We start from the raw sequence: 19,542 nt of genomic DNA, 5'->3' as shown, positions 1-19,542 counted from the left end.
CCGGGCTTTTCGCTCGTATCGGCCGATCGGCTACTCCTTGGCGTGCAGGTCGGTACCGAGCGTATCCTTGACGAAGATCATGCCGATGATCAGCGTCATTGCCGCGATTACCACCGGATACCAGAGGCCATAATAGATATCGCCCTTGTAGGCGCTGAGCGCGAACACCGTCGCCGGCAGCAGGCCGCCGAACCAGCCATTGCCGATGTGGTAGGGCAATGACATGCCAGTGTAGCGAATGCGAGTCGGGAACATCTCGACAAGGATCGCCGCGATCGGCCCGTACACCATGGTCACGAACAGCACCAGGATGAACAGGATACCGATTGTCATCGGCCAGTTCACCGCCGCCGGATCGGCGAACATGGCGAAGGCGCCGCCGCCCGGTATGTTGTAGACGGTGACCTCGGGTGCGCCCGCTGCCTCCTCGGTAGTCAAGAGCTTGTCCTTGACCGCCTGATCAATCGGCACAGTCGCCTTCTCACCGGCACGGATCGCGGCAGCGTCCAGCTTCAGTTCCGGGTTGGCGGCAACAAACGCATCGAGTTTCGGGTCCGCAACCTTGATCGCCGCACGCTTCAGCGGATAACCGCCGTCCCGCAGGGACATGTTGACAGCCTTGGCGAAGGCCGCGTCCTTGGCCTTGGCCTGATCGCCGGCGGCGACCGCGTCGTAGGACGCCACCGTCTCTGTACCAATCTTGACTGACGCGGCCGTCCCGGGCGCGGCCGTCGACACCACATCGTACGGAACCGAGTTCTTGGTCAGGAACGAAGTCGCGATGTCGCAGGACGTCGTGAATTTCGCGGTTCCGACCGGATTGAACTGGAACCTGCAGTCGCCGGGTGCTGCCGTCACAGTTGCCCGAGTGCTCTGCTGTGCCTTGGCGAGCGCCGGATTGGCGGCCCAGGTCAATGCCTTGAACAGCGGGAAGGTGCAGACTATGGCAAGCGCCAGGCCAGCCATGATGATCGGCTTGCGGCCGATCTTGTCGGAGAGCCAGCCGAACACGACGAAGAAGATCGAGCCGAGCGCCAGCGCGACGGCGATCATGATGTTGACCGACTGCGCGTCGACCTTCAGTACGTTTTGCAGGAAGAACAGCGCGTAGAACTGGCCATTGTACCAGACGACGGCCTGACCGGCGGTGAGGCCGAGCAGCGCCAGGAGAGCGATCTTTGCGTTTTTCCACTGACCAAAGGCTTCCGAGAGCGGCGCCTTGGAGCCCTTGCCCTCGTCCTTCATCTTCTGGAAGGTCGGGGACTCCGAGAGAGACAACCGGATCCAGATCGAAATGGCGAGCAGCAGGAAAGAGACGATGAAAGGAATGCGCCAACCCCAGGCGGCGTAGCTCTCCTTGCTCAGCGATCCCTGCACAATCAGGATGACGATCAGCGACAGAAACAGGCCGAGCGTCGCTGTCGTCTGGATCCAAGAGGTGTAAAAGCCGCGGCGGTCATCGGGCGCGTGCTCGGCGACATAGGTCGCCGCACCACCATATTCGCCGCCCAGCGCCAAACCCTGCAGCATGCGCAGGGCAATCAGGATCACCGGAGCAGCGATGCCCAGGGTTGCATAGCCGGGCAACAGGCCGACCAGGAAGGTCGACAGGCCCATGATCGTCATGGTGACCAGGAATGTGTATTTGCGGCCGACGAGGTCGCCGATGCGACCGAACAGCAGCGCGCCGAACGGACGCACCAGGAAACCTGCGGCAAAGGCCAGCAGCGCGAAGATGTTGCGCGTTGCCTCGGGAATCGTCGGACTGAAAAAGGTCGAGCCGATGAAAGCCGCCAGCGAGCCGTAGAGATAGAAATCATACCATTCGAAAACGGTGCCGAGCGAGGAAGCGAAGATGACTTTCTTCTCCTCCCGCGTCATGCCCCGGCTCCTTCCGCCGACGGTCGATGCCATTGCCATTGAGTTATCCTCCCGTGAGACCCAGCCCTAGATGCTGTGCGCCAACGTCCGCGTTCTCCTCCGAACGCGGACTCGAAAAGCGCAGCCAGCACATGAAAAATGGCAGAAAGCGCCGGGGAAAGGCACCGCGACGATGGGATTATGACTTTCGTATTAGGTGCAGTGCGAAGGCGGAGCGAAGCGCTCAGGCCCGCAGCGCTTCGAGCAAGCTGACAGCGGCCATCATGTCTCGTTTGCGGGCGGCACGACGCGCGGCTGCTTCGGCGTCCTGTCCCCAATGCGCGATCTGCCAGTCCTCGTCGACATGGCCGGCGGCCCAGGCCTCCTCGCCATCGAGCTCGCCGAAATCGACCGCCAACGCCAGCAATGCCGATCCGGTCAGCGATGTCATGACATGAATGGCGGCCAGGCGCAGCGGCTCGGCGCGCTGCGCCAGATGGCTGCCCAGCACGGCAATGGTTTCGCGCGGCTGCTCGACATGGATGATACCCTCGGCAAGGTTGAAGCGAACCCCAAGCGCGGCGCGTGCCCAGTCGATGACGGGATCCCACTGCTCGTTTTGCCGCGCGACCAGCCCTTGCGGGGCATCGGCGCGGTAACAGAGCAGATCCGACGAGGCAAAACGCAGAATGTCTTCCAGCACCGCCTGAGGATCGCTGGCCACGCCATCGATGGCGGTGTTGACCAGCCGCATCACCGGCATCGTCACCGGATTGATCGTCTCGCCCTGTTCCGCGAACTCGCCGGCAACCAGTGCCGCGGCCGTTTCAGTCGGCAGCGCCAGCAGCGCCTTGCCCGGCGTGCGGACCGGCCTGCCGTCGAGTTGCACCGCAAAACCAGCTTCCACCGGCACGACCGAGACCTCCTTGTAGAAGCGCTTGGGCAGCGGCGTCTTCATCTGGATCTGGGCGCGACGTACCGGATCCGGATCGGAAAGATACTTGCCCGCTTCAAGGTCGTTGAGGATGTCACGCATGAAGTCTCTTTCTCACACCGGTGTCAGCTTGCGTGCCGGCCGGTTGACGATGATCAGCCCCGCCGCAATCAAGCCAAGTGCCAGAAAAATGCGAATGGTCAGCGACTCGTTCAAGATGATCGCACCGCATAAAACACCGAACACCGGCGACAGGAAGGTGAAGCTCGACAGCCCTGAGGCCGGATAGCGGCGCAGCAGCCAGAACCACAGCACGTATGTAAAGGCGACGATATAGATTGCCTGGAAAAGCAGCGCCAATGTCGGCAGCAAGGCTGGGTCGCGAACGGGTGGGCCAGCGAGAGGCATTACCAACACGCCAACGATCGCCGCGCCGGCGAGCTGATAGAGCAGCAGTTTTTCCGCACTCGCCTCGACCAGTTTCGATCGTTTGATAAGGATGTTGGTCAGGGCCCAGAAAAACCCCGAACCGAGGCTCAGGAGATCACCGAACAGCATGTCTCCGCTACCGCCGAGCTTGTCGGAAAAGACCGCGGCAAGACCGGCGAAGGCCAACAATAGTCCGAGGAACTTGCGCATGGTGATCTGTTCGCCGAGCAGGAAGTGGCCGCCGATCAGCATCCAGAACGGCATTGAGTTGACCAGCAGCGTGTTGCGCGCCACGGTCGTATGCTCCAGGCCAACGTAGAGACAAAGGAACTCGACGCCGAAAAGCACGCCGACCGCGATGCCCGCCGGCAATGTCCCATCCCTGGTGAACAGCGCAATGCCGCGCCAGCGGCACCAGAGGAAGACGCAGAAGCCGCCAATGACCGAGCGTGCGATTGACAGGAAGACTGGGTCGTAGCCGGCGTAGGAGATCTTGGCGGCGACGTAGTTCAGGCCCCAGGAAAAGGTCAGCCCGACCATGATGGCGGCGGCGGCCATATCGACCGTGTCGCGCCGATCGAGCGCGTCGGTGGCGCCGCTCACGGTCAATCCTCCGCGCTGGCGTCGTCGAAGCCGATCAGGTTCCAGCTCTGGCGCATGTGCGGCGGCATCGGCGCGGTGACGTCGATAACGCCCTTGTCCGGGTGCGGGATAATGATGCGGCGTGCGTGCAGGTGCAGGCGGTTTTGAATGCCGCCGGGAAAATCCCAGTTGGTGTCGGCTTCGAAGTATTTCGGGTCGCCGATGATCGGGCAGCCGATATAGGCGGCATGGACGCGGAGCTGGTGGGTGCGGCCCGTATAGGGCTCCATCTCCAGCCAGGTCATGGTCTGCGCCGCCTGCTCGATGATGCGGTAGTAGGACACGGCATGGTCGGCGCCCTTTTCACCATGCGCGGCCACGCGCACGCGGTCACCATCCTCTGTCGGCTCCTTGATCAGCCAGGTCGAGATCTTGTCCTGGCGCTTGGGCGGCACGCCTTTGACCAACGCCCAGTAGGTCTTCTTGGTTTCTCGCGCCCGGAACGCCTCCGAGAGCTTCATGGCGGCAAGCCTGGTACGGGCGACAACCAGCACGCCCGACGTATCGCGGTCGAGCCGATGCACCAGCCGCGGCTTCTCGCCCTTCTGGCTGCGCCAGGCTTCCAGCATGTCGTCGACATTGCGCGTGACGCCGGAGCCGCCCTGAACCGCAAGGCCCGCCGGCTTGTTGAAGACGAAGACCTTCGGGTCCTCATGGAGCAGCATCTTGGCGAGCACATCGGCGTCGCCCTGGTTGCGGATCGAGTGGCCCGTGAGCGCACTCTCGCCCTTCTTGTCCACCTCGAGCGGCGGCACACGCACCATCTGGCCCGGCTCGACGCGGGTGTCGGCCTTGACCCGGCCGCCATCGACGCGGATCTGGCCGGAGCGCAGCAGCTTCTGCAGATGGCCGAAGCCAAGTCCCGGGAAATGCGTCTTGAACCAGCGATCGAGCCGCATGCCCGCCTCGCCGGCCTCCACCGTGATCTGTTCAACGCCTGCCATTTTTTCGCTATCCATTTTCCCGAGCAGGGCTCTTGGCCTGCGCTTGGCGCGGCAATAGCACTAATGCATGCCGGCCAAAACCATAAAGCATGCCATGGCGTGCTCTATGACAGGCTTCTTGCGAGCCAAAGTCCCAGAAACAGGGCAATGATCGCGCCAATGACGCTTGCAAGCGCGTAAGCGAACGCAGGCAGCGTGGCTCCCCGTTCCCACAGCGCCGCGAAATCGAGCGAAAAGGCGGAAAAAGTGGTGAAGCCGCCAAGGATGCCGGTGGCGACGAATAGCCTGAGCTCGTTCGATCCGCCGCGGCGCGCCAAAATGGCGATGAACAGGCCCATCGCAAAGGAGCCGATGATGTTGATCGCCATCGTTCCCCAGGGATAATTGGGGCCGACGAGGCGCAGCGCGCCCATACTGGTCAAATGGCGGATGCCGGCACCGATGCCGCCGCCGACCATAACGAGAAGCAGATTGAACATGGAAGTTTACTGCCTCACACGGTAGCCTCGGTCAATGCCGATCGACCGTCACCACTCAGGCGTTGTCCAGCCTGGATATTTCTTCCTGAATTCGCCATACAGGGCATCGATTTCCGGTTTGCTGACCGGACGCATCTGCTCGTAGAGATAGCCGGTAACGTTGCCCGACAGCCGGTATTCCGCAATGCGTCTGTATGCGGCTCCGATGCCTTTCCCCCGAAACAATGTATTGCGCAGGCATTGTAATGCAGATCTGCGCACCCGGCTGCAGGTGGGTCACTGGCGTTCAGAGACAGGATCTCATAAGATCCAATGTTCAAAATGCATACTAAGATGGTGCGAGCGGCCACCAAAATGCCGCTCCTTGCGCAGGAAGCGGCTGCGCTGCCGGCGGACCAGGCAGCTTCAGCCGCTCTTCAGATCAGGTGGTTTTCGGCTTTGTGGAGCCGATCATCTTCCAGTTCTTGTAGAACATCGAATTGATGCGCTCGACGCTCACCGAGACGACCGCAAGCATGCCAGCGATCAGGCGAGGCACCGGGGACGGCCTGATAATATCCATGAACACGCAGTAGCGGCGGCCATCATATTCGTTGACCGAGCGATGCAGCAGCGTGTCGTCGAAAATGAACTGCGGATTGTCGTACCAGTAGTTCTTGACATTGCCGCATTCGACGAAAATCTCAGCTTTCACCGGGATCAGATTGTAGAGGATGCGCAGGCTGAGCCGCAGCGGCCCGAAATGCCAGGAGGTCGATTCGCGCTTGCTGAAGACGGAAACGGCGATCGTCTTGATGTATTTGAAATCCTTGTTGAATTCCTCGACGTTGTCTATCCTGTGCTTGCCGTACCACTGGTAGACATACATGCCGCGCCGGCCGGCGCCGAAATTGGCGTCGATATCGGCGATGATCTCATCCTTGCGCGCCTTGAAGACATCAAGGACCTCGTTGACCTCACGCTGATAGTCGGCGGGAAACTGCTCCAGCTTCCACACGCCCGGATTTCTGTAGCACAGAAGATCGACCAGCAGGTTGAAGGGTGAGAGCAACCAGGTGAAAAGCCCGTTGCCAAGGAAGTAGCCGCTGAACAGCGCCAGATCCTTCCTGTCGTTGCGCAGCACATCGATCAGACCACAGACGATGAAGATCGTCGTCAGGATCGGTATGAAATAGAAGCCAAGGGCAAGAATCGGGATGGCAATAGCGAATTTGCGAAGCGATTTGCGAAGGGTTTTTGTCATTTTTCCACGCGCGATGCGCGATCCTGTTGCGAATGAGGTGCCCAAATCATGGCAACGGCCACCGCCCGACCGTGCGCCTTGATAAGGTTTTTTGGGTCACCGCACAACGGCCATGGTATCCGGCCGGGCTGGCTGCCTGGTGGAGCCTGCCGGGCTGTCAATGCACCGCCGGCAAGCCAAGCTCGTCCCATTTGTCCCTGGCCACGGGATCGCCGACCAGGAACTCAAAGCCAATGACGCTTTCGCCGTCCTGTGCGAGCTGGCATTTGAACTTAAGACTGTACCAGTTTTTGCGGCTGCGAAAAGCCGCACCATCAGCGGCGATCGTCGTGCCGGTGATCTTTCCTCGGCGGTTGCGTAGGGCACCACCCGCTCCGGCTGGAAATCCGCATGCCATTGGCGGATCTGATCCATGGCCTCCAGATTGCAAAGCTGCACCATCCCCTCGTCGGATGCGAAGGTCTTGAGATCGGCGCGCGCCTGCCTGCTGCGCGGATCGGCCAGGGTCTTGGCCGACAGCATCCGCGTCGGGCGAATCATGGCAGGCGCGGCGGGCGGTTGAGGTTTGGGCGGGTTCGAAGCAGGCGCTGGCTCTGCCGCCCTCGCCTCCGGCACTGCAGCAGCGGCGGAGGCCGGCGGCGGTCTCGCCGATGCCTCGAACTGTTCAGGCGCCAGGATGTTGACCGACACCCGCTCTTCCTCCAGCCGGTTCGGCCGCTTCGGCAACGGCATCAATGCCAGTGTCGCGGCGAACAGTGTATGGAGGACGACCGAAGTTGAAATGCCCCAGGGCGAAGCCTCGTCCCGAAGCGTGACGACCACCGGGCGACGCAAACCGGCTATTCCCGCTCTTTGCGCAGCTTTGCCCAGTAGTCGAGCCGCTTTCTGATATCGCGCTCGAAACCACGCTCAGGCGGATCGTAAAAGGTCTGTCGACCCATCTTTTCGGGAAAATAGTCCTGGCCTGAAAAGGCGTCCGGCTCATCATGGTCGTAACGGTAGCCGGCGCCGTAGTCCTCCTCTTTCATCAGCTTGGTCGGTGCGTTGAGGATATGTTTGGGCGGCAGCAGTGAGCCATGTTCCTTCGCGGCCCGCGTGGCTGCCTTGAAGGCCGTATAGACGGCGTTGGATTTGGGCGCGGTGGCGAGATAAACGGTGGCCTCGGCGAAAGCGAGTTCGCCCTCCGGAGAACCGAGATAGTCATAGGCATCCTTGGCGGCATTGGCGATGACCAGTGCCTGCGGATCGGCAAGCCCGATGTCCTCCATCGCCATGCGTACCAGCCGGCGGCCGAGATAGAGCGGATCCTCGCCGGCATCGAACATGCGCGCGAGATAGTAGAGTGCGGCATCCGGATCCGAGCCGCGCACCGACTTGTGCAGCGCCGAGATCAGGTTGTAATGGCCGTCCTGGCCCTTGTCGTAGATCGGCGCACGACGCTGGACGATGCGCTGCAGCCCTTCAGGATCGAATATCTCGCCAGGCTTGGCGGCACGCCAGACTTCCTCGGCCAGCGTCAGCGATGCGCGCCCGTCGCCATCGCTCATGCGGATGAGCATCGCCCGCGCCTCGTCATCGAGCGGCAGCGCCCTGCCCCCTGTCTCCTCCGCCCGCGTCATCAGCTTGGCGATACTGTCTTCGCCGAGCGAATGGAAGACCATGACCCGCGCGCGCGATAACAAGGCCGCGTTGAGTTCGAAGGACGGGTTTTCGGTTGTGGCGCCGACCAGGACGACCGTCCCATCCTCCATGACGGGGAGAAAAGAATCCTGCTGGGCACGGTTGAAGCGGTGGATCTCGTCAACGAAAAGCAGGGTTTGGCGGCCGTTGGCGCGGCGCAACTTGGCCGCCTCGAACACTTTCTTCAGATCGGCGACGCCGGAAAAGACGGCCGATATCTGCTCGAAGGCAAGGCTGGTCTCGCCGGCGAGCAGCCTCGCCACCGTGGTCTTGCCGGTGCCGGGCGGCCCCCAGAAGATCATCGAGCCCAGCGAACCGGAGCCGATCAGCCGGGTCAGCGCGCCATCGGGGCCCGTCAAATGCTCCTGGCCGACGACCTCGCCAAGGTTCTTCGGACGCAACCTGTCGGCCAGCGGCCGCCCGGGCGGCACCTTATCCGGTTCGTCGACGCTGAACAGATCGGCCATGCACTTCCTCAGAGCAATCCCAGGAAAACCGTGAAGCGGTTTTCCGTCCGGAATTGCGTCAAAACAAGGAGATAGAGCAGATCGGCGTTTCGGCAAAACGCTGATCCGCTGTAAGTTTGAAGCGCGATCCCTTCAGGGGCTCGAACTCAGTAACGCAATACCTGGCGCAGTATCTGCCCACCGCGCTCGACGGTAAAGCGCCACCAGCGCGTATCCTGCTGCGCTACCTGCGCCAGCGTTGCGGCGGTGTCGATGCTGGTGCCGTTGACCTCGCGCACGACGTCGCCCGGCTGGAAGCCGAAATCGGCGGCCGGCGAATCACGGTTGATGTCGATCACGGTCACGCCCTTGAGATCGGTGCGCAGGCCGAGCTTCTGGGCAAGCCGCGGCGACAGTTCCGAGACCTTGGCGCCCGAGAACGGGCTGCGGCCATGCAGCGTCACTTCCGAGGCTTTTGCCCCCTCCGGCGCGCGCTCCAGCGCGATGTCCATCGCCGCCTGCTGGCCCTTGGTCAGGATCGCGAAATTTGCCTTGGTGCCGATCGACAGCGTCGCCATGCGATAGTCCAGCGCCTCGATGCTCTCGACCGGCTTGCCGTTGATCTGCAGCACGACATCGCCCGGCTTCAGCCCTGCCTTGCCGGCGGGACCCGTCGCGTCGACCGAGGAGACCAGCGCCCCGATTGGCTTTTCCATGCCGAGCGATTCGGCGATCTGCGGCGTCACCGCTTCGAATTCGGCGCCAATATAGGGCCGTTCGAAGAAATCGAGGCCGGCCTTGGCGGCATCGGCGAAAGCCCGCACCATATTGGCGGGGATGGCAAACCCGATACCGATCGAGCCGCCGCTGCGGCTGTAGATGGCGGTGTTGATGCCCACAAGTTGGCCGCCCATATTGATCAGCGCACCGCCGGAATTGCCGGGATTGATGGCGGCATCGGTCTGGATGAAATAGCCAGAGTCCGAAACGCCGATATGGCTGCGAGCAAGGGCGGAAACGATGCCGCTGGTGGTGGTCTGGCCGACGCCGAAGGGATTGCCGATGGCCAGCACCAGGTCGCCGACCTCGAGCGCGTCGGAATCGCCGATGGCGATGACCGGAAACGGCTTGTCGGACTCGATCTTGAGCACGGCCAGATCGAGCGTTTCGTCCTTGAGCATCACCTTGCTGGCGAATTCGCGGCCGTCGGCGGTCGCCACCTTGACCTCGTCGGCGTCCTTGATGACATGGAAGTTGGTGACGATGACACCGCTCGGATCGACCAGCACGCCCGAGCCCAGCGAAGACTGCGCACGCGGCTGGGCGCGGCCGAAAAACTCCTCGAAGAAGGGATCGCCTTCGAAAGGCGAGGTCACCTTGGCCGTCTGCGAGGCATAGACATTGACCACGGCCGGCGCCGTCTGCTTGACCAGCGGCGCGAAGGAAAGCTGGACCTCCTCGCGGCCGAACGGCACGCGCTTGTCCGGGCCGGAAGTGGCATTCTCGCCTTCGACGCCATGCAACAAGTCGGTCAGTACATCGGAGAGCCCTGGATCGGCTGGCTTGGCGGCGTCCTCGGCCAGCGCCTGCCGGACTGCCGGTGCGGCTGCGAACACCATGAAGGCGCAGAGCAGAACAAGGGACAGTTTTTTGGCGCGCATTGCGAATCCTCCAAGCGAGTTCGGGCGCATTGTCCCCACGAATGTGCAAAATGAAAGACTAAGCCGCTGGAATCCGATTATTTTCGCGGCAATCAATATTTTTGGGTACGCCTTGCGCGCGGAATATGAAAAGGGGCCCGCGGGCCCCTTTAAATCAATCTGGAAAGACGAAACCTTATGCGGCTGCGGCTTCGTCCGTGCCTTCGGCTTCGATGCGGGCGCGGTCGCCGGCGCCCTTGGCCGAGGTGTCGCGGTCGACGAACTCGATGACCGCCATCGCGGCATTGTCGCCGTGACGGAAGCCGGCCTTCATGATGCGCAAATAGCCGCCGTTGCGGGTGGCGTAGCGCGGGGCGATGGTATCGAACAGGCGCTTGACGACGCCTTCATTGCCGATCTGCGCGATCACCTGGCGGCGGGCGTGCAGGTCGCCGCGCTTGCCGAGCGTCACCAGCTTCTCGACGATTGGACGCAGGTCCTTCGCCTTCGGCAAGGTGGTGACGATCTGCTCGTGCTCGAGCAGCGACACCGCCAGGTTGGCGAACATCGACTTGCGGTGGCTTATGCTGCGGGCGAAGCGGCGGCCTTTGAAACCGTGGCGCATGGCTCTCTTCCTTCTTCAGTTCAAGAGGCCACGGCCTCTGATGGTTTTCCGCACGACCGTCGGATCGAGCGGCTCACGCCGCCGATCCTTGGAGTTCATGCTCAATATTGGTCTTCGTAACGCTTTGCGAGGTCTTCGATGTTTTCCGGCGGCCAGTCCGGCACTTCCATACCGAGGTGCAGGCCCATCGCCGCCAGAACTTCCTTGATCTCGTTCAGCGACTTGCGGCCGAAGTTCGGGGTGCGCAGCATCTCGGCTTCGGTCTTCTGGATGAGATCGCCGATGTAGACGATGTTGTCGTTCTTCAGGCAGTTGGCCGAACGCACCGAAAGCTCGAGTTCGTCGACCTTCTTGAGCAGCGCCGGATTGAAGGCGAGCTCGGTGACGGCTTCCGCGGCGACTTCCTTCTGCGGCTCGTCGAAGTTGACGAACAGGCCAAGCTGGTCCTGCAGGATGCGGGCGGCGAAAGCCACCGCATCCTCGCCCGAGATCGAACCGTCGGTCTCGATGGTCATGGTCAGCTTGTCATAGTCGAGAACCTGGCCCTCGCGGGTGTTCTCGACCTTGTAGGAGACCTTCTTGACCGGCGAATACAAGCTATCGACCGGGATCAGGCCGATCGGCGCGTCTTCGGCGCGGTTGCGCTCCGCAGGCACATAACCCTTGCCCGTGTCGACGGTGAATTCCATGCGGATTTCAGCGCCTTCGTCCAGCGTGCAGATGACGTGGTCGGGGTTGAGGATCTCGACGTCGCCAACCGTCTGGATGTCGCCGGCCAGAACCGCGCCCGGGCCCTGCTTGCGCACGACCATGCGCTTGGGGCCATCGCCTTCCATGCGGATGGCGATTTCCTTGATATTCAAGACGATGTCGGTCACGTCCTCGCGCACGCCGGCGATGGACGAGAATTCATGCAGAACACCGTCGATCTGCACGGCGGTGACAGCCGCACCGCGCAGCGAAGACAGGAGCACGCGGCGCAGCGCGTTGCCGAGCGTCAGGCCAAAGCCGCGTTCGAGCGGCTCAGCGACCAGCGTGGTCAGCGTCTTCTTCTTCGACGAGAACTCGATCTTGTTCGGCTTGATCAGTTCCTGCCAATTTTTCTGGATCATGATGCTTTCCTTCCGTTGACCCACCACCATCCAATCGTGGCGGGCGACCTGGAATACCGCGGAGGAGCGCCTTGGGCGCTCACGCGGCGTTCGATAAATTGCTTAGACGCGGCGCTTCTTGCGCGGGCGGCAGCCATTGTGCGGGATCGGCGTCACATCACGGATCGAGGTGATGGTGAAGCCAGCCGCCTGCAGGGCGCGCAGCGCCGATTCACGACCGGAGCCCGGTCCGCAGACCTCGACTTCGAGCATGCGCATGCCGTGTTCCTGGGCCTTCTTGGCAACGTCCTCGGCAGCCATCTGGGCGGCGAACGGGGTCGACTTGCGCGAACCCTTGAAGCCCTGGGCACCGGCCGACGACCAGGCGATCGAATTGCCCTGCGCGTCGGTAATGGTGATCATCGTGTTGTTGAAGGTCGAATTGACATGGGCAACGCCCGACGAGATGTTCTTGCGTTCGCGGCGGCGAACACGTGCGGCTTCCTTGGCCATGGTAGTCCTTTCAGTTGATCTCTACACCGCCGTAATGCCAGCGGCTCCACCTGGAAAAGTGAATAGTGAATTGGTGAGTAGTGACGAGGTGCAGGCGTTAACGCCGGTTCTCACTACTTACTAACAGCTACTCACCCCCAATTACTTCTTCTTGCCGGCGATCGACTTGGCCGGGCCCTTGCGGGTACGTGCATTGGTGTGCGTGCGCTGACCGCGAACCGGCAGCGAGCGGCGGTGACGCAGGCCGCGGTAGCAGCCGAGATCCATCAGACGCTTGATGTTCATCGACACTTCGCGGCGCAGGTCGCCTTCGACCTGGTAATCGCGGTCGATGGTCTCGCGGATCTGCAGCACTTCCGCGTCGGTCAGCTGGTTGACGCGGCGCTCGGCCGGGATGCCGACCTTGTCGACGATCTCCTGGGCGAACTTCTTGCCAATGCCGTGAATGTACTGAAGCGCGATGACGACGCGCTTGTTGGTCGGAATGTTGACGCCGGCTATACGAGCCATGTTCTTCTCTTCTCCATATCTGCCGGCCAACCCTCAAAAAGGCAGATCCGGCGCTATCCACATTGCCCCGCGTCCGGTGGAGGCCGGCCCTTGCGGGAGTTTCCAGTTCAAAGCGACTGCCTTGCCCTTGCGGGCAAGCAAAGTGCGCACCTGATAGGAAGACGGGCCGCCATACCGCAGCGAGCCGCCTCCGTCAAGCTTAATCTTTAAATTCCCTTACCGCGCCTTCGCCGCCGCCACGACCACGGCTTCGATCTCCGCGGTCACCGCGTCGATACTGGCCATGCCGTCCACCGTCTTGAGCTTGCCCTTGGCGTAATAGTAGCCCGTCAGCGGAGCGGTTTTCTTGTAGTACTCCCGCAGGCGCTCTTCGAACACAGCGGGATTGTCGTCCTTGCGCACCGGCTGGCCAGCCGCCTTGGCATCATCGGCGCGCTTGACGATCCGACCGACCAGGGCCCTGTCGTCGACGACAAGTTCGATGACCGTATCGAGACCAATGCCGCGCTCCGAGAGCATCGATTCGACCGCATCGGCCTGCACCAGCGTACGCGGATAACCATCGAGGATGAAACCCCTGGCGCAGTCGGCCTGATCAATACGCTCAGCGACAATGGCGTTGACGATGGTGTCCGAGACCAGCTCGCCGGCATCCATCACCGCCTTGGCGCGCTTGCCGACCTCGGTACCCGCCTGGACGGCGGCACGCAGCATGTCACCCGTCGAGAGCTGGGGTATGCCGTGTTTTTCTACCAGTCTTTGTGCTTGTGTCCCCTTGCCCGCCCCCGGCGGCCCAAGCAAAATCAACCTCATCTGGCTTTCTTCCCCCCGCGCAGCTTCGACTTCTTGATCAGCCCTTCATACTGGTGCGCGATCAGGTGACCCTGAATCTGCGCAACCGTATCGAGCGTGACACTGACCACGATCAGAAGCGATGTGCCACCAAGGTAGAATGGTACGCCAGTCGCCGAGATCAGGAACTCCGGCAGCAGGCACACCAGCACCAGGTAGATGGCGCCGACGACGGTGATGCGGGTGAGAACGTAATCGATGTAGTCGGCGGTGCGCTCGCCCGGGCGGTAGCCCGGGATGAAGCCCGAATGCTTCTTGAGCTGGTCGGCGGTGTCCTTCGGATTGAAGACAATCGCGGTATAGAAGAAGGCGAAGAACACGATCATCGCCGCGTAGAAAGCCATGTAGAGCGGCTGGCCGTGGCCGAGCGAGGCCAGGATGGTGCTCGCCCAGGCCGGCATGTTGGTCGTCTGCGAGAAGCCGGCGACGGTGGCCGGCAGCAGGAGCAGCGACGACGCGAAGATCGGCGGGATGACGCCCGACGTGTTGAGCTTGAGCGGCAGGTGCGAGGTATCGCCCTGGAACATGCGGTTGCCGACCTGGCGCTTCGGATACTGGATCAGCAGGCGGCGCTGCGCGCGCTCGAAGAAGACGATGAGCGCGATGACGACAATGGCCAGCACGATGATCGCCAGGATCAGGCCGGTCGACAGCGCGCCGGTGCGGCCAAGTTCCAGCGTGCCGGAAATGGCACGCGGCAGGCCGGCGACGATGCCGGAGAAGATGATCAGTGAAATGCCGTTGCCGATGCCGCGCGCGGTGATCTGTTCGCCAAGCCACATCAGGAACATGGTGCCGCCGACCAGCGTGACGACGGTCGAGAGACGGAAGAACATGCCGGGATCATTGACAATGCCGTTACCGTTCTCCAGCCCGACCGAAATGCCGTAGGCCTGCACCAGCGCCAGGAGCACGGTGCCGTAGCGCGTGTATTGGTTGATGACCTTGCGGCCCTGCTCGCCTTCCTTCTTAAGCCCTTCCAGCGAGGGAATGACCGAGGTCATCAGCTGCATGATGATCGAGGCGGAGATATAGGGCATGATGCCGAGCGCGAAGATCGCCATGCGCTGCACGGCACCGCCGGCGAACATGTTGAACATGCCGAGCACGCCCTTGCTCTGCGAGGAGAAAGCCTGGGCGAAGGCGTCGGGATTGATGCCGGGAAGCGGGATGTAGGTGCCGAGGCGATAGACGAGCAACGCGCCGATGGTGAACCAGATGCGCTTCTTCAGGTCCTCCGCCTTGGCGAAGGCCGAGAAATTCAGATTCGAGGCTAGTTGTTCAGCAGCCGAAGCCATGCCTGATTCTCCGCTTGGTAACGCTTGATGGCCCGTGGGGTCAGGCGGTGCGTTTCACCGAAGCTCACGAGATAAGCTCCGGGCTGTAAACATGCAAGCGGCCGCGTTGACGCGGCCGCTAAATTGAGCAGATCAAAGCGCGATCGAAAGCAAAAACGAATGCCACACTTGCCGACCGCGTTTCAAATTGCCGTTACTCGGCAGCTGCCTTTTCCGGCAGCTTGACCGAACCACCGGCCTTTTCGATCTTCTCGATCGCGGCCTTGGAGGCGCCGGCGACGTCGAAGGCAAGCTTGGCCTTGAGTTCGCCGTCGGACAGCACGCGCACGCCATCCTTGACGCGACGGATGACGCCGGCGGCGACAAGCGTTTCGGCCGTCACGGTTGCCTTGACGTCAAGCTTCTTGGCATCGACGGCTTCCTGGATGCGGGCCAGCGAGACGACAACGAAGCTCTTGGCGAAGATGTTGTTGAAGCCACGCTTCGGCAGGCGCCGGTAGAGCGGCATCTGGCCACCCTCGAAGCCGTTGACGGCAACGCCGGAGCGCGCCTTCTGCCCCTTGACGCCGCGACCGGCGGTCTTGCCGGAACCTGAGCCGATGCCACGGCCGAGACGCTTCTTGGAGTGCGTCGCGCCGTCCTTGTCACGCAGATCGTTGAGTTTCATCTTGCTTCTCCTGCGCTTTGGCTCAGCCCTCGTCCACGACGCGGACGAGATGCTGGACGGCAGCGATCATGCCGCGCACGGAGGGCGTATCCTCCAGCGTGCGCTGCTTGTGCATCTTGTTGAGGCCGAGGCCGACCAGCGTCGCGCGCTGTTCCTTCGGACGGCGGATCGGCGAGCCAATCTGCTCAACGGTGATGGTCTTGGTTGCTTTCTTGGCCATGGTCAAAATCCCTGGTCAGGTCGACTATTCTTCAGCCGCAACGGCGGTGCCGCGGCGGGCCTGAAGGGTCGAATACTTGATGCCGCGCGCCGCAGCCACATCCTTGGGATGCATCTGGCTTTTCAGCGCGTCGAAGGTGGCGCGAACCATGTTGTAGGGGTTCGACGAACCCATCGACTTGGCGACCACGTCATGCATGCCGAGCGTCTCGAAGACGGCGCGCATCGGGCCGCCGGCGATGATGCCGGTACCCTGCTTGGCGGCGCGCAGCAGCACGCGCCCCGCACCCCAGCGTCCTTCGACGTCGTGATGCAGCGTGCGGCCCGAGCGCAGCGGCACGAAGATCATGTCGCGCTTGGCCGATTCGGTTGCCTTGCGAATGGCTTCCGGCACTTCGCGCGCCTTGCCGTGACCAAAGCCGACACGGCCCTTCTGGTCGCCGACGACGACGAGTGCGGCGAAGCCGAAGCGGCGGCCACCCTTGACGACCTTGGCGACGCGATTGATGTGGACGAGCTTGTCCACCATGCCGTCATCGCGCTCTTCACGCTCGCGGCCGCGGCCGCCTTCCCTACGTTCCTGTGCCATATCCTGTTCCTTGTTCTTTTCCGGAAGCACGGGTTGCTGATTGCTGATGCCGCTTTTGGGTCATCAGCGGTGAACTTCTCCTTTGCATGATCTTGTCCGAAAAGTCTGCAACTTTTCGGGATCATGCATTAGAAGCTGAGACCGCCTTCGCGGGCAGCCTCGGCCAGCGCCTTGACGCGGCCGTGATAGATGTACGGGCCACGGTCGAAGACGACTTCCTTGACGCCGGCCTTGGCGGCGCGCTCGGCGATCAGCTTGCCGATCGCGGCGGCGGCGGCGGTGTCGGCGCCGGTCTTGAGCGAACCCTTGAGGTCCTTCTCGAGCGTCGAGGCGGCAGCGATAGTGTGCCCCTTGGCGTCGTCGATCACCTGGACGTAGATGTTCTTCGATGTGCGGTGCACAGAAAGGCGCGGACGCTCGCCGGCGACTTTCTTGATCTGGCGGCGGACGCGTTGCGCACGGCGCTGGATGGCTTCCTTGGTACCCATGATGTCTTCCTTGCCTTCAAAAAACGGGGGCCGCCATATGCGGCAGGCAAAGCGCCTCCCGCGACCGCTCCCCGCGGCGTTACCACTTCCGTGGCCTGGCCCTGTCCGAAAAGTCTGCAACTTTTCAGGGCCAAGCAGACTACTTCTTCTTGCCTTCCTTGCGGACGATCTTCTCGCCGGCGTAACGGACACCCTTGCCCTTGTAAGGCTCGGGACCGCGGTATTCGCGGATTTCCGCGGCAACCTGGCCGACCTGCTGCTTGTCGATGCCGGCCACGGTGATTTCGGTCGGCTTGGGCACGGTGATCGTGATGCCGGCCGGCGTCTCGTAGACGACATCATGGCTGAAGCCAAGAGCCAGCTGCAGGTTCTTACCCTGCAAGGCAGCGCGATAGCCGACGCCGGTGATCTCGAGCTTCTTCTCGAAGCCGTCCTTGACACCCTGCAGGATGTTGACGATCTGCGTGCGCGACATGCCCCACTTGGAGCGAGCTGTCTTGGTCTGGTCGCGCGGCTGGACAGCGATCTCGCTGCCTTCCATCTTGACCAGCACTTCGTCGTTCACCACGAACTTCAGCTCGCCCTTGGGGCCCTTCGCCGTCACGGTCTGGCCGTTGACGGTCGCGGTCACGCCCTGCGGCAGCGAAACGGGTTTCTTTCCAATACGAGACATTTTGTTGTCCTCGTCACTTCTCTTGTTTCAGGTCTCTGTCTTCGGAACGATCCGAAGACCGGATTCCAATTTGCGGTGAGCTGCCAGATCAGAAGATCTGGCAGAGGATCTCGCCGCCGACGTTCTGCTCGCGTGCTTCGTGGTCGGCCATCACGCCCTTCGGCGTCGAAAGGATGGCGATGCCGAGGCCGTTGGCGACGTGCGGGATCGACTTGGCCGAAACGTAAACGCGGCGGCCGGGCTTCGAAACGCGGGCGATTTCGCGCACGACCGGAGCACCGTCGAAATACTTCAGCTCGATTTCGATCTCGGACTTGCCGTTGTCGAAGTCGGTCTGGCTGTAATCGCGGATATAGCCTTCAGCCTTCAGCACGTCGAGGACGCGGGTGCGCAGACGCGAGGCCGGCGTCGAGACACTCGACTTCTTGCGGCCATAGGCGTTGCGGATGCGGGTCAGCATATCGCCGAGAGGATCGCTCAATGACATGTTATGTCCTCCTTACCAGCTCGACTTGACCAGGCCCGGGATCTGGCCGTTATTGCCGAGGTCCCGAAGCGCGATGCGCGATACTTTGAGCTTGCGATAGTAGGCACGCGGACGGCCGGTGACTTCGCAGCGGTTGCGGATGCGGATCTTGGCCGAGTTGCGCGGCAGGGCAGCAAGCTTCAGCTGAGCGCGGAAGCGCTCTTCCATCGGCTTGGACTGATCCATGATGATCGCCTTCAGCGCGGCGCGCTTGGGACCGTACTGGTCGGCAAGCTTGCGGCGCCTGTTGTTCTTCTCGACTGAGCTGGTCTTTGCCATTTCAGATTTTTCCTTTTCTCGCTGCCGTTACTGGCGGAAGGGGAAGTTGAAAGCCTTGAGCAAAGCCCTGGCTTCGTCGTCCGTCTTCGCAGTCGTACAAACGATGACGTCCATGCCCCAGATCTGATCAACCTTGTCGTAGTTGATCTCCGGGAACACGATGTGTTCCTTGATGCCCATGGCGTAGTTGCCACGGCCATCGAAGCTCTTCGGATTCAATCCGCGGAAGTCGCGGACGCGCGGCAGCGCAATGTTCACGAGGCGATCGAGGAACTCGTACATGCGTTCCTTGCGCAGCGTGACCTTGGCGCCGATCGGCATCTTCTCGCGAACCTTGAAGCCCGCGATCGAATTGCGGGCGCGGGTCACGACGGCCTTCTGGCCGGCGATCATCGCCAGGTCCTCGGCCGCAACCGAAGGCTTCTTCGAATCGGCGGTCGCTTCGCCCACACCCATGTTCAGCACGATCTTGTCGATGCGCGGAACCTGCATCTCGTTGTCGTAGCCGAATTGCTCCTGCAGCGCCTTGCGGATGGTCTCGTTGTAGACCTGCTTGAGGCGCGGCGTGTTGTTGGCAGTCGCCTGCTTGGTTTGAGCCTTAGCCATTGATGACTTCTCCCGAGCGCTTGGCGACGCGCACCTTCTTGCCGTCCTTCTGGAAGATGAAACCGACGCGGGTCGGCTTGCCATCCTTGGGGTCGGCCAGCGCGATGTTCGACAGCTGGATCGGCGCTTCCTTGGTGATGATCCCGCCCTCTTGGGACTGGGACTGCTTCTGGTGACGACGGATCATGTTGACGCCGCGCACCAATGCGGTGTCATCCTTCGGCTGAACCGAGAGGACTTCGCCCGAACGGCCCTTGTCCTTGCCGGCCAGCACGACGACCTTGTCGCCTTTTCTAATCTTTTGCATTG

24 protein-coding genes are annotated in these 19,542 nt (G+C 62.0%); all 24 read right to left on the bottom strand.

Annotated elements, in window-relative coordinates:
• Nucleotides 1-30: 30 nt before the first annotated feature.
• A complete protein-coding gene (locus FJ960_RS01490) occupies nt 31-1,920 on the bottom strand; it encodes an MFS transporter (protein ID WP_140505228.1) in 1,890 nt (629 codons plus the stop codon).
• Between the two features lie 184 nt (nt 1,921-2,104).
• Complete coding sequence (locus FJ960_RS01485) at nt 2,105-2,896, bottom strand: ATP12 family chaperone protein (protein WP_140711511.1); 792 nt, start codon at nt 2,894-2,896, stop codon at nt 2,105-2,107.
• Nucleotides 2,897-2,908: 12 nt separating this feature from the next.
• A complete protein-coding gene (locus FJ960_RS01480) occupies nt 2,909-3,781 on the bottom strand; it encodes a DMT family transporter (protein ID WP_181174143.1) in 873 nt (290 codons plus the stop codon).
• A gap of 47 nt (nt 3,782-3,828) precedes the next feature.
• Entirely contained in the window at nt 3,829-4,809 is a 981-nt protein-coding gene (locus FJ960_RS01475) for an RluA family pseudouridine synthase (protein ID WP_140711509.1), read from the bottom strand.
• Between the two features lie 104 nt (nt 4,810-4,913).
• Nucleotides 4,914-5,288 carry a fluoride efflux transporter CrcB gene (gene crcB, locus FJ960_RS01470; RefSeq protein WP_140711508.1) on the bottom strand — a complete coding sequence of 125 codons (375 nt, stop codon included), beginning with the start codon at nt 5,286-5,288 and terminating at the stop codon, nt 4,914-4,916.
• A 421-nt stretch (nt 5,289-5,709) separates the two neighbouring features.
• Nucleotides 5,710-6,531, bottom strand: coding sequence for an aspartyl/asparaginyl beta-hydroxylase domain-containing protein (locus FJ960_RS01460; RefSeq protein ID WP_181166124.1), 822 nt, complete (start codon nt 6,529-6,531; stop codon nt 5,710-5,712).
• Nucleotides 6,532-6,688: 157 nt separating this feature from the next.
• A complete protein-coding gene (locus FJ960_RS29730; protein WP_246672581.1) occupies nt 6,689-6,928 on the bottom strand; it encodes a DUF930 domain-containing protein in 240 nt (79 codons plus the stop codon).
• Between the two features lie 442 nt (nt 6,929-7,370).
• Nucleotides 7,371-8,678, bottom strand: a complete 1,308-nt coding sequence (locus FJ960_RS01450; RefSeq protein WP_140711507.1) for a replication-associated recombination protein A — start codon at nt 8,676-8,678, stop codon at nt 7,371-7,373.
• Between the two features lie 146 nt (nt 8,679-8,824).
• Nucleotides 8,825-10,318 (bottom strand): DegQ family serine endoprotease, encoded by a 1,494-nt coding sequence (locus tag FJ960_RS01445; protein ID WP_140711506.1) that lies wholly within the window; start codon nt 10,316-10,318, stop codon nt 8,825-8,827.
• 175 nt (nt 10,319-10,493) lie between these two features.
• Nucleotides 10,494-10,922, bottom strand: coding sequence for a 50S ribosomal protein L17 (gene rplQ / locus FJ960_RS01440; RefSeq protein WP_027145580.1), 429 nt, complete (start codon nt 10,920-10,922; stop codon nt 10,494-10,496).
• 101 nt (nt 10,923-11,023) lie between these two features.
• Nucleotides 11,024-12,034 (bottom strand): DNA-directed RNA polymerase subunit alpha, encoded by a 1,011-nt coding sequence (locus tag FJ960_RS01435; RefSeq protein ID WP_006205443.1) that lies wholly within the window; start codon nt 12,032-12,034, stop codon nt 11,024-11,026.
• Between the two features lie 102 nt (nt 12,035-12,136).
• Nucleotides 12,137-12,526, bottom strand: a complete 390-nt coding sequence (rpsK, locus tag FJ960_RS01430; protein WP_006205444.1) for a 30S ribosomal protein S11 — start codon at nt 12,524-12,526, stop codon at nt 12,137-12,139.
• Between the two features lie 141 nt (nt 12,527-12,667).
• Nucleotides 12,668-13,036, bottom strand: a complete 369-nt coding sequence (gene rpsM, locus FJ960_RS01425; RefSeq protein WP_006205445.1) for a 30S ribosomal protein S13 — start codon at nt 13,034-13,036, stop codon at nt 12,668-12,670.
• Nucleotides 13,037-13,252: 216 nt separating this feature from the next.
• A complete protein-coding gene (locus tag FJ960_RS01420; RefSeq protein ID WP_140505216.1) occupies nt 13,253-13,849 on the bottom strand; it encodes an adenylate kinase in 597 nt (198 codons plus the stop codon).
• Nucleotides 13,846-15,186, bottom strand: coding sequence for a preprotein translocase subunit SecY (gene secY, locus FJ960_RS01415; RefSeq protein ID WP_027145578.1), 1,341 nt, complete (start codon nt 15,184-15,186; stop codon nt 13,846-13,848). The genes FJ960_RS01420 and secY overlap by 4 nt, the downstream gene beginning before the upstream one ends.
• Nucleotides 15,187-15,379: 193 nt before the next feature.
• Nucleotides 15,380-15,853, bottom strand: a complete 474-nt coding sequence (gene rplO, locus FJ960_RS01410) for a 50S ribosomal protein L15 (protein WP_140505214.1) — start codon at nt 15,851-15,853, stop codon at nt 15,380-15,382.
• A 22-nt stretch (nt 15,854-15,875) separates the two neighbouring features.
• Nucleotides 15,876-16,073 (bottom strand): 50S ribosomal protein L30, encoded by a 198-nt coding sequence (rpmD, locus tag FJ960_RS01405; RefSeq protein ID WP_006205449.1) that lies wholly within the window; start codon nt 16,071-16,073, stop codon nt 15,876-15,878.
• Between the two features lie 24 nt (nt 16,074-16,097).
• The gene (rpsE, locus tag FJ960_RS01400; protein ID WP_032933400.1) at nt 16,098-16,661 is read right to left on the bottom strand and encodes a 30S ribosomal protein S5; all 564 of its coding nucleotides are present in this window, start codon (nt 16,659-16,661) and stop codon (nt 16,098-16,100) included.
• 128 nt (nt 16,662-16,789) lie between these two features.
• Nucleotides 16,790-17,149: a 50S ribosomal protein L18 gene (rplR, locus tag FJ960_RS01395; protein WP_140505212.1), complete on the bottom strand. Its 360-nt coding sequence runs from the start codon at nt 17,147-17,149 to the stop codon at nt 16,790-16,792.
• Between the two features lie 139 nt (nt 17,150-17,288).
• Nucleotides 17,289-17,822, bottom strand: a complete 534-nt coding sequence (rplF, locus tag FJ960_RS01390; protein WP_013895694.1) for a 50S ribosomal protein L6 — start codon at nt 17,820-17,822, stop codon at nt 17,289-17,291.
• An 88-nt stretch (nt 17,823-17,910) separates the two neighbouring features.
• Nucleotides 17,911-18,309, bottom strand: a complete 399-nt coding sequence (rpsH, locus tag FJ960_RS01385) for a 30S ribosomal protein S8 (protein WP_006205453.1) — start codon at nt 18,307-18,309, stop codon at nt 17,911-17,913.
• 12 nt (nt 18,310-18,321) lie between these two features.
• Nucleotides 18,322-18,627, bottom strand: a complete 306-nt coding sequence (rpsN, locus tag FJ960_RS01380; RefSeq protein ID WP_010909282.1) for a 30S ribosomal protein S14 — start codon at nt 18,625-18,627, stop codon at nt 18,322-18,324.
• A gap of 27 nt (nt 18,628-18,654) precedes the next feature.
• Nucleotides 18,655-19,233: a 50S ribosomal protein L5 gene (gene rplE / locus FJ960_RS01375; RefSeq protein WP_032935916.1), complete on the bottom strand. Its 579-nt coding sequence runs from the start codon at nt 19,231-19,233 to the stop codon at nt 18,655-18,657.
• The gene (gene rplX, locus FJ960_RS01370) at nt 19,226-19,540 is read right to left on the bottom strand and encodes a 50S ribosomal protein L24 (RefSeq protein ID WP_006205456.1); all 315 of its coding nucleotides are present in this window, start codon (nt 19,538-19,540) and stop codon (nt 19,226-19,228) included. Before rplX ends, rplE begins: the two co-directional genes overlap by 8 nt.
• Between the last annotated feature and the right edge of the window lie 2 nt (nt 19,541-19,542).

This window comes from Mesorhizobium sp. B2-3-11 (assembly GCF_006442215.1).
GTDB classification, from domain to species: domain Bacteria; phylum Pseudomonadota; class Alphaproteobacteria; order Rhizobiales; family Rhizobiaceae; genus Mesorhizobium; species Mesorhizobium salmacidum.
Note: the sequence above shows the minus strand (reverse complement) of the source record. Positions and strands in the feature narration are given on the sequence as shown.

What these genes read in the sequence shown, in the direction of transcription:
- FJ960_RS01490 (WP_140505228.1), bottom strand. Translation starts at nt 1,920, where the DNA reads ATGGCAATGGCATCGACCGTCGGCGGAAGGAGCCGGGGCATGACGCGG.
- FJ960_RS01485 (WP_140711511.1), bottom strand. Translation starts at nt 2,896, where the DNA reads ATGCGTGACATCCTCAACGACCTTGAAGCGGGCAAGTATCTTTCCGAT.
- FJ960_RS01480 (WP_181174143.1), bottom strand. Translation starts at nt 3,781, where the DNA reads ATGGCCGCCGCCGCCATCATGGTCGGGCTGACCTTTTCCTGGGGCCTG.
- FJ960_RS01475 (WP_140711509.1), bottom strand. Translation starts at nt 4,809, where the DNA reads ATGGCAGGCGTTGAACAGATCACGGTGGAGGCCGGCGAGGCGGGCATG.
- crcB (WP_140711508.1), bottom strand. Translation starts at nt 5,288, where the DNA reads ATGTTCAATCTGCTTCTCGTTATGGTCGGCGGCGGCATCGGTGCCGGC.
- FJ960_RS01460 (WP_181166124.1), bottom strand. Translation starts at nt 6,531, where the DNA reads ATGACAAAAACCCTTCGCAAATCGCTTCGCAAATTCGCTATTGCCATC.
- FJ960_RS29730 (WP_246672581.1), bottom strand. Translation starts at nt 6,928, where the DNA reads ATGGCATGCGGATTTCCAGCCGGAGCGGGTGGTGCCCTACGCAACCGC.
- FJ960_RS01450 (WP_140711507.1), bottom strand. Translation starts at nt 8,678, where the DNA reads ATGGCCGATCTGTTCAGCGTCGACGAACCGGATAAGGTGCCGCCCGGG.
- FJ960_RS01445 (WP_140711506.1), bottom strand. Translation starts at nt 10,318, where the DNA reads ATGCGCGCCAAAAAACTGTCCCTTGTTCTGCTCTGCGCCTTCATGGTG.
- rplQ (WP_027145580.1), bottom strand. Translation starts at nt 10,922, where the DNA reads ATGCGCCACGGTTTCAAAGGCCGCCGCTTCGCCCGCAGCATAAGCCAC.
- FJ960_RS01435 (WP_006205443.1), bottom strand. Translation starts at nt 12,034, where the DNA reads ATGATCCAGAAAAATTGGCAGGAACTGATCAAGCCGAACAAGATCGAG.
- rpsK (WP_006205444.1), bottom strand. Translation starts at nt 12,526, where the DNA reads ATGGCCAAGGAAGCCGCACGTGTTCGCCGCCGCGAACGCAAGAACATC.
- rpsM (WP_006205445.1), bottom strand. Translation starts at nt 13,036, where the DNA reads ATGGCTCGTATAGCCGGCGTCAACATTCCGACCAACAAGCGCGTCGTC.
- FJ960_RS01420 (WP_140505216.1), bottom strand. Translation starts at nt 13,849, where the DNA reads ATGAGGTTGATTTTGCTTGGGCCGCCGGGGGCGGGCAAGGGGACACAA.
- secY (WP_027145578.1), bottom strand. Translation starts at nt 15,186, where the DNA reads ATGGCTTCGGCTGCTGAACAACTAGCCTCGAATCTGAATTTCTCGGCC.
- rplO (WP_140505214.1), bottom strand. Translation starts at nt 15,853, where the DNA reads ATGAAACTCAACGATCTGCGTGACAAGGACGGCGCGACGCACTCCAAG.
- rpmD (WP_006205449.1), bottom strand. Translation starts at nt 16,073, where the DNA reads ATGGCCAAGAAAGCAACCAAGACCATCACCGTTGAGCAGATTGGCTCG.
- rpsE (WP_032933400.1), bottom strand. Translation starts at nt 16,661, where the DNA reads ATGGCACAGGAACGTAGGGAAGGCGGCCGCGGCCGCGAGCGTGAAGAG.
- rplR (WP_140505212.1), bottom strand. Translation starts at nt 17,149, where the DNA reads ATGGGTACCAAGGAAGCCATCCAGCGCCGTGCGCAACGCGTCCGCCGC.
- rplF (WP_013895694.1), bottom strand. Translation starts at nt 17,822, where the DNA reads ATGTCTCGTATTGGAAAGAAACCCGTTTCGCTGCCGCAGGGCGTGACC.
- rpsH (WP_006205453.1), bottom strand. Translation starts at nt 18,309, where the DNA reads ATGTCATTGAGCGATCCTCTCGGCGATATGCTGACCCGCATCCGCAAC.
- rpsN (WP_010909282.1), bottom strand. Translation starts at nt 18,627, where the DNA reads ATGGCAAAGACCAGCTCAGTCGAGAAGAACAACAGGCGCCGCAAGCTT.
- rplE (WP_032935916.1), bottom strand. Translation starts at nt 19,233, where the DNA reads ATGGCTAAGGCTCAAACCAAGCAGGCGACTGCCAACAACACGCCGCGC.
- rplX (WP_006205456.1), bottom strand. Translation starts at nt 19,540, where the DNA reads ATGCAAAAGATTAGAAAAGGCGACAAGGTCGTCGTGCTGGCCGGCAAG.